Consider the following 11759-nt stretch of genomic DNA (forward strand, 5'->3'; position numbering starts at 1 on the left):
TGCCATGGCCACCATCACGTTGACGTTCGACAATGGCCCCGAGCCCGACGTCACGCCTGGCGTCCTCGATACGCTGGCGCGTCACGACCTGAAGGCGACGTTCTTCGTCATCGGCGAAAAGCTCGCCATGCCGGGTCGCCGCGCACTCAGCGAGCGGGCCGCGGCCGAAGGCCACTGGATCGGCAACCACACCTGGACACATTCGGTGCCGCTGGGTCAGCGCGAGGACGGTGACGGCGCCGAGGCGGAGGTCGGCCGCACACAGGCCGAACTCGGTGCACTCGCGCATCCGGACCGCTTCTTCCGGCCCTTCGGTGGCGGCGGCCATATCGGGCCGCTGCTGCTCAACCAGCCTGTCGTCGCGCATCTGACGCAGGGCGCCTACAGCTGCGTCCTGTGGAATGCGATCCCGCGCGATTTCGCCGATCCCGACGGCTGGGTCGAGACGGCGCTCGGCCAGTGCGCGGCGCAGGACTGGACGCTGATCGTCCTGCACGATCTGCCCAAGGGCGCCGGCCGTCATCTCGATACGTTCCTGCACCGGGCCAAGGATGCCGGTCACGGTTTCCGCCAGGAATTTCCCGACGCCTGCGTGCCGATCCGGCGTGGCGATATCCAGGTACCGCTCGACGGCATCGTCTCACACCGCGAGGCCTGAGCGGCGATGACCGAGGCGGCGCGGCTCTTCGCCGAAGCGGAGGTGAAGGCCGAGCGCACAGTGGCGGCGCTGCGAATCGGCATCGCGCTGCTCCTGGGCGGCAGTTTTCTGGCGACGGTGGTCGGCACGGCGCCGACAGGCGCCACCGCCATCGCACGTCAGTTCGACATCGCGATCGGGACGATGGTGGCGTACCTGACGCTCGGCGTCCTGTCGCGCTGGCTGGCGGGTACCGATCATTTCCGCCCCTGGATGTCGTGGGCATTCGTGACCCTGGATGTCGCCTTCATCGTCAGCAGCCTTGCCCTGGGCCTCGCCAACACGACGCTGTCCGGAAACTACCTCGCCGCCTTGCCGTCGGCGTGGCTGGCGCCGCTGGTGCTGGCCTTCGGCGCACTGCGCTACAACCCGGCACTGCAGATCTATGTCACCGCGATCCTGGGCATCGGCCTGGCGGCGACAGCCGTGGGCACATGGACGCCGCTGGCGGATCGTGCGGGACCACCGGTGCTGGATTTCTTCTTCGGCGGGCCGCCCAACGCCATGCGGCTGGTCATGCTCGTGGCCGCCGGCCTGGTTCTCGTCGTCGCCGCGTTTCGCGCCCGGGCCTTGCTGGCGCGCGCCATCGACGAGGCGCGGCGACGGGCAAACCTGACGCGCTACCTGCCACCGCAGATCGCCGCGTCCCTGTCGGACTCCGGTGTCGAGGCGGCGCGCGCCGGTCGGCGACAGATGGTGGCGGTGCTGTTCGCCGATATCCGCGGCTTCACGACGATGGCCGAAACCATGGATCCGACCGAACTCGGTCGCTTCGTCGGTGAATTCCGCCAGCGTGTGGCGCGGGCCGTCGACGCCCATGGCGGTGTCATCGACAAGTTCATCGGCGATGCGGCCCTGGTTGTCTTCGGCGTGCCGGCAGCCCAACCCGACGATGCCCGCCGGGCCGTCGACTGTGCGCGCGCCCTTCTGACCGATCTCGCCGCGTGGAATGCCGTGCGGGAGCAGGCCCGGCGGAAACCGATCGCCATCGGCATCGGCGCGCATTGGGGCGAAGCCTTCTGCGGCGCAGTCGGCGATGATTCGCGACTGGAATTCACCGTGCTGGGCGACACGGTGAACGTGGCGGCGCGGGTGGAGGAGGCGGCAAAAACGGCTGATTGCCCGCTGCTGGTTTCAGAGGATCTGCTGGTGGCATCGGGTGATGACGCCGGCGCATGGCGGCGTCTTCCGCCCCAGCCTCTGCGCGGCCGCAGTCAGCCGGTCACGCTCTTTGCCCTGAACGCTTGATCGCGCGGCGGCCTCAGGATGTCGGCCGACTGCCGCGATCCTTCAGCCGTGGCGCGATCACCCGGCGGAACAGCAGTCCGCCGCCCATGACCACGACGAAAATGCGGAACAGGTGGTGCGTCGCCACCATGGCGATGTCCGCGTGCAGGGCGAGGCCGACCAGGCTCATCTCGGCGAAGCCGCCGGGCGCATAGCTCAGGATGATGTCATCGGTCGGCAGGCCGGTCAGCGCATGGCCCAGCCAGGCGAATGCGACGGCAAGCAGGATCAGGAGCAGTGCCGCCAGCAGGCCGTAGCCGATGTCGCGTAGCACCTCGCGCAGGATCGCGCCGACGAAACGGCAGCCGATGGCCGAGCCGATCACGACCTGGGCCAGGGCCACCAGCTCACCCGGCGGCCGCGACGAGGTGATGCCGCTGAGATGAATGGCGCCGCTCAGCAGCATGGGCCCGAACATCATCGCTGCCGGCATCCGCGCGCGCCGCGCCGTGAAGGCGCCGATCACGCCGCAAGCCACCAGGATCGCCACGTCGCGCAGGGTGAGGTCCGAGACGCGACCGGCAGCCTGGAACACCGAGGTCATGGTGCCGTACATCAGGCGGTACCAGACCGGGATCGTCAGCACGACGGTGAGGATGCGCACCGCGTGCATCAGCGCGATCACCCGTTCATTGCCGCCGAAGGCGGTGCCCAGGGTGATCATCTCGTTGAGGCCGCCGGGCATGGCACAGAAGTAGGCGGTGTTGGCTTCGTAGCGGCCGACGCGGCGCAGGATGAAAAAGATCAGCCCGCAGCTGACCAGCGTGGCCACGATCAGAATGCCCATGGTGATCAGCCAGCGCGGCATCTGGCTCAGCATGTCGGGCGAGAAGCCGCTGCCCAGCAGCACGCCCAGCACCACCAGCATCACCTGGCGCAGCTTGTTGGGCACGCCGATATGGGCGCCCGACATCGCCGCGACCGTGCAGGCGACGCCGGCACCCATCATCCAGGCCAGCGGCATGTGCAGGAAATTGAAGGTCAGGCCGCCCGCGGCGCCCAGCGCCAGGGCCAGCAGAAGCGGCCGCCAGCCGGCATAGCCGATGAAGCCGCGCGTGCCGCCCGTGGCTGCCGGCCGGTCCGGCGGCGGATCCGATGCTGCCGTCGCGGACGGGGAACCGCGGTCGGCCCCGCTCACGGCTGGAACTGCTCCTTGAGGATGCGCTCCTCGAGGTGGTGTTCGGGGTCGAACAGCAGCGTCAGCGCCTGATGGCTGTCCTCGGTCACGATCACCTGGGCAACGTCCTGAACCTCGGTGAAGTCGGCGACGGCGCTGACCGGCCGCCGGGTCGGCTCCATCACGTCGAACGTCACCTGCACGCTGCGCGGCAGGATGGCGCCGCGCCAGCGCCGGGGGCGGAACGGACTGATCGGCGTCAACGCCAGCAGGCCGGCGCCCAGCGGCAGGATCGGGCCGTGGGCCGACAGGTTGTAGGCCGTCGAGCCGGCAGGTGTGGCGACCAGAACGCCATCGCAGGCGAGCTCGTCGAGCCGCCGTTGTCCGTCGATCGAGATCGCGATCTTGGCGGTCTGGCGGGTCTGGCGCAGCAGCGACACCTCGTTGATGGCGCGGGCCTGCGTGGTTCGGCCGCGCACCGTGGTCACCTGCATGATCAGCGGATTGAGCGTGACCTGCTTGGCATTGCGCAGGCGCTGCAGCAGGCCGGTCTCACGATAGGTGTTGAGCAGGAACCCGACGGTGCCACGGTTCATGCCGAAGATCGGCGTGCTGGATGACATCAGCCGATGCAGTGTGTGCAGCATCAACCCGTCGCCGCCCAGCGCCACGACGATGTCGGCACGCGGCACTGTGACGGATGCGTAGCGCTGCTTCAGGCGCGCCAGCGCCGCGCGTGCATCCGGCGTCGGTCCGGCCACGAAGGCGATCCGTGGCGCACTCATGGTACGGTGGCGGGGAATGGAAGAGCGTGGGGCCTGATCATGACGCGGCGAGTATAGTCACCGACTACCGCGACGCTAGCCTGCCGTATCCTCTCTCCCCCCACTGCGTGGACGGAGAGGGGGATTTCACAGGCGGGTAACACGTGCGTGCAGGATAGCCATGCGGCCGCCGCGCACCTGCTCGATGCATCGTTGTACGGCGCCCTCGACGGCGGCGGGGTCCTCGACGCGCTCGCCATACGCTCCGGCAGCTTCGGCGATCTTGGCGAAGTCCATCACCGGTGCCAGTTCGGCCTCAAAGGCGTCCGCGGCGCGGGCTTCACCGTCGGGGTAGACCCGCAGGGTCGCGCCCTTGACGGCGCCCCAGCCGCCGTTGTCGAGCACGACCGTGAAGATCGGCAGATCGTAGCGGCGCGACACGGCCAGCATCGACTGCGGGTTACTGAAGTAGAATGTGCCGTCGCCGACGAACTGGACGATCATACGGTCCGGCAATCCCAGCTTCAGGCCCAACGCGATTCCGCCGGAATAGCCCAGGCCGCCGCCGGGCAGGCCGAGCAAGGTTCCGCCGCGTGTGCGGGGCACCTGGTTGAAGACCGCTTGCGAATTGGTGATCGCCTCGTTCAGCACGATGTCGTCGGGACCGACGGCGCGTCCGATCGCGGCACAGAGGTAGTGGGGATTGATCCGCCCGACGTCGCCGGGATTGCTCGCCAGAGCGGCGGCCTGGGCGAGGCGGGCATCGCGCTCGCCCGCCAGGCGTTTGACGCGCGCATCGGCGGCGGCACGGAACGCATGCGTCGCCCGCGATTTCAGCACATCCAGCAGCTGGGTCAGAATGCGGTGGCTGTCACCCTGGACGCGCAGATGACCGGGAAAACTCCACATCGGGAAGCCGCGCTTCTCGGCATCAACGTCGATATGCGCCCACCATGTGGCCGGGTTTTCCGGCGTATCACGCGGGATCCAGGGGACATCCACGTCCACCAGCAGGCCGACATCCGCCTCGGCCACGTGTTTTCCGGGCATGACGCCGGCGAAGCAGGGCGAGTCGTACGGAATGTTGAGGTGGACCGGATTGAACGTCACGACCCGGATGCCGGCGAAACGCGCCAGGGCATCGATGACATCCACGGTCGCCGGGTTGCGGCCGGCATAGGCGGTCATCAGCAGCGGGTTTCGTGCGCCGAGCAGGCGATCGGCAATCGCTTCAACCGTCTGCGGGTCGACACCGCGCGCGGCGACCGGTCCGCCGCGGTTCGTCGTATCGGTCGCCGCGGCGCTGTCGGGCCAGGTGTCCGTCAGCGTCTCGCGCGCGAACATCAGGTACACCGGCCCCTTGGGGTCGGAGTGCATGACGTTGTAGGCGCGGCGCAAGGCTTCCTTGGCGACGACGCCGGACTGCAGGTTGTACTCCCACTTGACGTAGGGACGAACGATGCTGGCCTGGTCGAACGGCTCCTGGACGAAATGGACGTAGGTATCGCGCGAGCCCGGCAGTTCGCCGCGCGTCGTGAACGGCGCGCGGCCGGCCATCAGCATCACCGGCAGCCGGGCGCGGAACAGGTTGTGCAGGCCCATCGCGGCGTTGGCCGTGCCGGCATCGACATGCACCAGAACGCCCTGGCCGCGGCCAGTGGCGATGGCGTAGCCGGCGGCCATGTGCACGGCCGTGTTCTCGTGCGGGCAGAGCACCGTCTTGGGCATCGGCCAGTTGAGCTTGCGGCGGCGCGCCATCTCCTCGATCAGGGGCGCATGGTCGGTACCGAGATTGCAGAACAGGTACTCGAGCCCGAGCTCGTTCAGGCCCTCCAGGAAGTAGTGGGCCGTCGACTGTCGCGTCTCGTTGGTGGCGGTCATGGCTGCAATCGCTCTGCGTCTCAATGAGGGGCCGGCCACGGCCGCTGCGCCGGCCGTCGGCTTTCGTACCAGTAGGACAGCTGCAGCACGCCAAGATCATCGAAACGCTGGCCCACGATCTGCAGGCCGATCGGCAGGCCAGCCGTGGTGTAGCCGCAGTTGATCGAGGCGGCCGGCTGCTCGGACATGTTCCACAGCACCGTGAAGCCGACATGCTCCAGCGGCCGTGACGAATCGTTGGTCGGGCAGGGCAGTTCGGCCGGAAAGGCCGCGATCGGAGCGGTCGGCGACAGCACATAGTCGAACGGCGCACAGGCCGCCGCTGCCAGCTTGCGCATTTCCATGATGCGGTTGAAGCCGCGGATCACGTCGACCGACGACAGACCCAGTGCCTTGCGCGCCCAGTTCGTGATGAAGGGCAGGATCTTCGCGCGCGTCTCAGGCGACAGCCGCACGATGTCGTCCCACGCCCGCGTGCGCCAGAAATCGTCGAGTCCGTCGAAGATGTCGCGCGTCAGGATCGGCTTCATCGGCGCTATCTTGGCGCCGGCCTTCGCGAACAGCTTGGCGGCAGCTTCGACGGCGGCCTGGACCTCGGGATCGACCGGCAGGCCGTAGCCGGCATCGAGCTGCAGGCCGATCTTCAAGCCTTTCACGTCGCCGTCGAGCTTGGTCCATTTGATCTTCGCCGGCGGCAGGCTCATGTGATCGCGACCGTCGGGCTGCGCCAGCACGCTCATCAGCAGGGCCGAGTCCTGCACCGTGCGCGTCATCGGTCCGGCGACGCGGCCGACATAGGGCGGATCGATCGGGATGCGGCCCAGCGACGGCTTCAGGCCAAAGAGCCCGCACCAGCTCGCCGGCAGGCGGATCGAGCCGCCGATGTCGGTACCGATATGCAGCGGTCCATAGCCCGCCGCCGCGGCGGCGCCGGCACCGGCGCTCGAGCCTCCGGGATTCTTTGTCAGGTCCCAGGGGTTGCGCGTCAGCGGATGGAAACTCGACAGGCCCGACGACAGCATGCCGAAGTCCGGCATCGTGGTCTTGGCCAGGATGATGGCGCCGGCGTCGCGTACCCGTGCCGTCGGCGGCGCGTCGGCAGCGGCCGGCACCAGGGCCGTGGCCGCCGTGCCCAGCGGCACCGGCACGCCCTTGCTGGCGATATTCTCCTTGATGGTGATCGGCACGCCATCAAGCGGCCCCACCGGCTTGCCTTTCTTCCACCGGGTGGCTGCAGCCTTGGCAGCGGTGCGCGCGGCGTCGAAGTCCGGCGCGTACAGCGCCTTCAACTTCGGTTCCCACGCGGCGATGTGGGCGACGACGTCGTCCACGACGTCGACGGGCGACAGCTTTTTCGACTTGTAGGCCTTGAGCAATTCGAGGGCGGTAAGATCGTGCGGTGCGGGCATTTCAGGTTTTGTTGGTATGTGTGGGCGCGCAACTGTGGACCGCGTATCGCATGCGGTCCAGCGCAATTACCCGCGTGCCTGCAGGTGCCGATAGACCGGCTGCAACAGTGTCGGCATCACGTAGATCGGGAACTGGATGGCGGCGATGAACAGGAAATAGTCGGGATCGACGGTCGCCGGCAGCACCGCCAGCATGAGCGCCGCGTTGCGGCTGCCGGCGCCGTATCCGGCGGTGCAGGCGCGTTGCGCACCCAGAGGCCAGAACAGCAGGGTGGCGATCGCGATATAGACGACGGTCGCGATGAAACCCCAGAGCACGAAGCTGCCCGTGCGCCACGGCTCGTTCAGCAGGCGGGGAAGGACGCCATCCATGATCGGGATGGCGAAGAGCATCAGGACCACGACGGCGATGCCGTCGACACGCTGTGCGGCGTGTGGCGTCCGCTCGAGGACCGCCTTGCGCACGACGACGGCGAAGATTGCGCCGCCCAGCACCAGCCCGGCCAGCCGCAGCACGAACGCCAGCACGCCGATCTTGAGGTCGAGTCCGAACAGCAGCAGCGCCAGCGGCGGCGCCGTGAGCGGCATCAGGGCCGTGCCGGCGAGCATCAGGAACAGGGCAAGCGCACGATCGAGCCCGAGCAGCCCGGCGACGGCCGGCATGGACGTCAGGGGCGGCAGGCACGCCATCAGCGACAAGGAGAGCGCCAGGCCGGGTGCGATCGGCAGATGCCAAAGCACCGGCGTGATGAGGATCGGCACCAGCACCATGCCGACGGCCAGCATGGCGAGCGGCAACCACGGGCGACGCAGCACGGCGACGAACGCAGGCCAGTCGGTGCGCGTCATGGCGAGGCCGAGCAGCGCGATGACCAAGGGCGTCACCAGCGGTTTCATCGCGGCGGCGAGATCGGGAAAGACCAGCCCCAACGCCAGGGACCACGGCAGGAACAGCGTGGCCCGGCGCGACAGCATCAACAGGCAGCGGTCAAGGAGGGCCAGCAACGCGATCACCGGCGCAGGCTAGCATGCCCGAGCACTTTCGCGTGAGAAGGATGGAACGGTCGCGGGCACCACACCCGGCGCGCTACAGTGCGGCATGCTTGGCCGCCGCGGAATGCCCCTTGCTGCCATCGTCGTGCTCATCCTGGACGCGGCTGCTGCGGTCCGCGCGCAGGATGCCGCGCCCGACTGCACCGCCCAGGTCGATGTCGAGATGATCGCGGCGCGCGACGACGTGCCGGCCGGGCCGGTGTTGGCCGTCGCCATGGCCTGTCGGTCATCGGTGCCCGTGCAGTTCTTCGGTGACGGATCGGGCGCCGCAGCAGCCCTGAAATCGGTACGCGATGGCGCCGATCGTCCGATCGAGCGCGATGGCGGCACATGGCGCGTGCCGCCCGAGGCTGGCGTGGCGACACTGCGCTATCGCCTGGATCTCGGTGCCTTGGCGCGCGCGATCAGCAGCGTCAGCGTCGCGGTGTCGCGCGGCGAGGCCGTGCTGTCGGTTGCCTCCACGTGGCTTGTCGAGCCGCGGTGGCAGGGCACGGCGGAACCGTCGATCGACATTACGGTGAAGACGCCGCCGGACACGGTCTTCCTGGCCGGCCTCCCGGAAAGCAACGGTGTCTGGCGCCTGCGGGGCACCACCGTTCGGTTCATGGGATATACGGTGTTTGGCCGCGCGCAGGCCGAGCGCCTCGCGGTGCCACCACCGGCCGGCATGTCCGACGGCGATCAGGCCTATATCGATCTTGCGATCCTCAATGGCGATTTCGATGTCGCGCGCGGCGATCTCGTCGAATGGGTTCGCCGCACCGCGTTGATGACGGCGGGCTACTGGGACGGTTTCACCAACCGGCGGATGCTGGTGGCGCTGTTGCCCTCGCCGGGGCGGCGCGGCGTCGGCTACGGGCGCACGGTGCCGGGCGGTGGCTCGACGGTGATGGTGCAGGTCGGCGAGCGGTCGAGCCGGGCCGATCTGCAGAACGACTGGGTGCTGCCGCACGAGTTCGTGCATACCGGCATGCCGTTCCTGCGCGGCAATGGCACGTGGTTCATGGAAGGTGCCGCGACCTACGTCGAGCCCATCGTGCGGGCACGGGCCGGCTGGAAGACAGAGGCCGAGGTCTGGCGTGAGTGGATCGAGAACATGCCGCGCGGGCTTTCGGCACTCGACTCCGGCCTGGAGGGCGGTAGCGCCTACTGGGGCGGTGCGTTGTTCTTCCTGATGGCCGATATCGAGATCCGCCGCGCCACGGCAGGCGCCAAGGGCGTCGAGGACTGCTTCCGCGGCGCCCGGCACGAGGGCGGCGTCATGACGCCGACCCAGCGCTGGACGGTGGGCGAGTATGTCGGGCGCTGCGACAAGGCGCTGGGCGCGCCGTTGATGGCCGGCATGGTGGCGCGCTATGTCGGAACATCGCACCGTATCGATCTGGATGCGCTGTGGCGCGACCTTGGCGTGCGCCTGGACGGCACGACGATCACGACGGACGACGCAGCACCCCTGGCCGCGATCCGCAAGATCATTGTCGCCGGTCCACCCGGGCGGATGCAGCAGAAGGTGCCGCCGCTGGCGAACTGACATACGTTCCCGTTGCGTGTCGGTGCGCTGCCGCCTAGCGTGAGGCCATGCTGGGTCGGATGCTTGAAGAGTTGACCTGGGTCGAGGCGCGCACCGCGATCGATTCGGGCATGCCCGTGGTGATTCCTATCGGCGCTGCGGCCAAGGAGCACGGCCCGCATCTGCCGTTGCGGACCGATGCGACTGTCGCGATGGCGTTGGCGCGCCGCGTTGCCGAGCGTTTGCCGGTCCTCGTCGCGCCGGTCGTGCCGTTTGGCTACTACCCGGCGTTCGTGCGCTTCGCCGGCAGCCAAAGCCTGTCGGCCGCCACCTTCACCGCCGTCCTGCGCGACCTGTGCGAGGGCTTCGTCGCCCAGGGTGCAGGGCGCATCGCGCTGATCAACACGGGCCATTCGACGGAAGCGCCCATCAATGCGCTGCTGAGCGACCTCCACAGCCGCGGTGTCGCGCGTGTCGTCGCGGCGCATCTGCGGTTCCTGGGCCGCGCGGCGGACACGGTCCTCGACGACCCGCGCGGCGGCCATGCCGATGAACGCGAAACCTCGGTGATGCTGGCCCTGGATGCGCGTGCCGTGCGCATGGACCGGCTACCCGATCGCGCGACCAACCATGATACTGCCTCGGACGCTCTGCCTGCCGGCATCGCGCGGCCGCTCGTCCTGTCGTGGACGCATGACGTCGGTGCTGCCGACGAGTTCAGCCCGACCGGTGCCTTCGGTGATGCAACGCGCGCCACCGCGTACAAGGGTCAAAAAATCGTCGACGCTGTGGTTGGCGACCTCGTCCACGGCCTGCGCGCCGCCTTCGCCGATGCGCCGGGGTTCGCGCCGGCGAGGTAGTACACCTGTCATCCCGAGCACAGCGAGGGATCTAGGCGTCGCCCCTGGATCCCTCGCTGTGCTCGGGATGACAACGGTGATTCAGGCCCTAGCAGGCGGCGCGGTAGCGCTCGACCACATCAAGTGCTTCGAGGATCCGGCGCAGCGACAGCGGCTTCCAGAGGACCGACAGCACGCCTTCGGCCGTGGCGCGCTCGACATCGCCGTCGTCGGACTGACCGGTCATCAACAGCGTCGTCGGCCGTGGCGGGCGCGCCCGGTTGCAGGCACGCAGGACGTCCAGGCCGCTGCCCTGCGGCATCTTCATATCGGTCAGCACGACGTCGAAGGGCGGCGCGTTTTCCAGCGTGCGTGACGCTTCCTCGACGCTGCCCGCCGCCACCGCTTCATGACCACGACGGCGCAGGAAGTCACAGACTTCGTCAACGATGCAGAACTCGTCGTCAACGATCAGGATCCGCATGGCGCTGCTCATGGTCGGCAATCAGGCGGTATTCGACCGCTCCGGGTCGGACACGACACGCTCAACGAAGCTTGCCAGCATCTTGAGCGGCACCGGTTTGTGGATGACTGCGAAGGCCCCCGAGTGCTGGACGTTGGCAGCCCGCACCATGTCGCTGTCACCGGACATCAGGATGATCTTCATCGCCGCACCCTGGGCGAGCGCCTTCTGGGTCATCCAGATGCCGTTGATCTCCGGCATCGAGATGTCGGAGATGACAACCCTTGGCATGCGGGTCTCGATGATCCGAAGGGCGGTGGCGGCGTCGTTCGCTTCCACGACGTCAAAGCCCCGCCGATGCAAGTACTCGGCGATTTCCAAGCACTGGGTGGGATCGTCATCGACCACCAAGACATCGGGCCTTGAACTCATGGTAATATAGCTCCCGGCCACCTGAAATAACTGCATGGCGGCGAAAAAATCAATGAATTCTACCCTGTACATCTATAATATGAAGTCGTTTGTCAGAGCAATTCGCTCCGTATCGGATTGGTCAACACAGGCTGGGGATATTTGCATTGTGGATGACTATTATTTTGGGTTAGATTTTTCAGATGTGGTTGGCTCGTGGTGAAGGTCCTACCGCAGGTCCTCGGTTTTTCCAGCGCGGCTGGTTGGTCCGCGAACTGCCCGATTGGCGTTGGGGTGGGTAGCGTCGTCGCCGGCAATGAGCGCCGGC

Annotated in this window: 11 protein-coding genes; 4 read left to right on the plus strand and 7 right to left on the minus strand. The window is 67.8% G+C overall.

Annotation, left to right across the window (positions count from 1 at the left end; translation table 11 throughout):
• Positions 1-4 precede the first annotated feature (4 nt).
• Together FQU96_RS18790 and FQU96_RS18795 are read left to right on the plus strand one after the other, a co-directional pair.
• Positions 5-658, plus strand: coding sequence for a polysaccharide deacetylase family protein (locus FQU96_RS18790; protein WP_146542855.1), 654 nt, complete (start codon positions 5-7; stop codon positions 656-658).
• A gap of 6 nt (positions 659-664) precedes the next feature.
• Positions 665-1945, plus strand: coding sequence for an adenylate/guanylate cyclase domain-containing protein (locus FQU96_RS18795; RefSeq protein WP_146542856.1), 1281 nt, complete (start codon positions 665-667; stop codon positions 1943-1945).
• Positions 1946-1958: 13 nt separating this feature from the next.
• On the opposite strand, the gene FQU96_RS18800 is transcribed toward FQU96_RS18795, so the two are convergent.
• The 5 genes from FQU96_RS18800 to FQU96_RS18820 all read right to left on the minus strand — a co-directional run bounded on the left by FQU96_RS18800 (position 1959) and on the right by FQU96_RS18820 (position 8160).
• The gene (locus FQU96_RS18800; RefSeq protein WP_146542857.1) at positions 1959-3122 is read right to left on the minus strand and encodes an AbrB family transcriptional regulator; all 1164 of its coding nucleotides are present in this window, start codon (positions 3120-3122) and stop codon (positions 1959-1961) included.
• A complete protein-coding gene (locus FQU96_RS18805; protein WP_146542858.1) occupies positions 3119-3886 on the minus strand; it encodes an NAD kinase in 768 nt (255 codons plus the stop codon). Before FQU96_RS18805 ends, FQU96_RS18800 begins: the two co-directional genes overlap by 4 nt.
• Before the next feature lie 126 nt (positions 3887-4012).
• The gene (locus FQU96_RS18810) at positions 4013-5746 is read right to left on the minus strand and encodes a thiamine pyrophosphate-requiring protein (protein WP_146542859.1); all 1734 of its coding nucleotides are present in this window, start codon (positions 5744-5746) and stop codon (positions 4013-4015) included.
• Positions 5747-5766: 20 nt separating this feature from the next.
• Positions 5767-7155 carry an amidase gene (locus FQU96_RS18815; RefSeq protein ID WP_146542860.1) on the minus strand — a complete coding sequence of 463 codons (1389 nt, stop codon included), beginning with the start codon at positions 7153-7155 and terminating at the stop codon, positions 5767-5769.
• A gap of 66 nt (positions 7156-7221) precedes the next feature.
• On the minus strand, positions 7222-8160 hold the full coding sequence (locus tag FQU96_RS18820; RefSeq protein ID WP_146542861.1) for a hypothetical protein: 939 nt from the start codon (positions 8158-8160) through the stop codon (positions 7222-7224).
• 112 nt (positions 8161-8272) lie between these two features.
• Between FQU96_RS18820 and FQU96_RS18825 the strand changes: the two genes are divergently transcribed.
• Together FQU96_RS18825 and FQU96_RS18830 are read left to right on the plus strand one after the other, a co-directional pair.
• Positions 8273-9739 carry a hypothetical protein gene (locus tag FQU96_RS18825; protein WP_146542862.1) on the plus strand — a complete coding sequence of 489 codons (1467 nt, stop codon included), beginning with the start codon at positions 8273-8275 and terminating at the stop codon, positions 9737-9739.
• Between the two features lie 47 nt (positions 9740-9786).
• Positions 9787-10578 (plus strand): creatininase family protein, encoded by a 792-nt coding sequence (locus tag FQU96_RS18830; protein ID WP_146542863.1) that lies wholly within the window; start codon positions 9787-9789, stop codon positions 10576-10578.
• Positions 10579-10666: 88 nt separating this feature from the next.
• On the opposite strand, the gene FQU96_RS18835 is transcribed toward FQU96_RS18830, so the two are convergent.
• A complete protein-coding gene (locus FQU96_RS18835) occupies positions 10667-11053 on the minus strand; it encodes a response regulator (protein ID WP_146542864.1) in 387 nt (128 codons plus the stop codon).
• A 9-nt stretch (positions 11054-11062) separates the two neighbouring features.
• Complete coding sequence (locus FQU96_RS18840) at positions 11063-11524, minus strand: response regulator (RefSeq protein ID WP_146542865.1); 462 nt, start codon at positions 11522-11524, stop codon at positions 11063-11065.
• Between the last annotated feature and the right edge of the window lie 235 nt (positions 11525-11759).

Origin of the sequence: Reyranella sp. CPCC 100927 (assembly GCF_007859315.1) — a bacterium.
GTDB lineage: Bacteria > Pseudomonadota > Alphaproteobacteria > Reyranellales > Reyranellaceae > Vineibacter.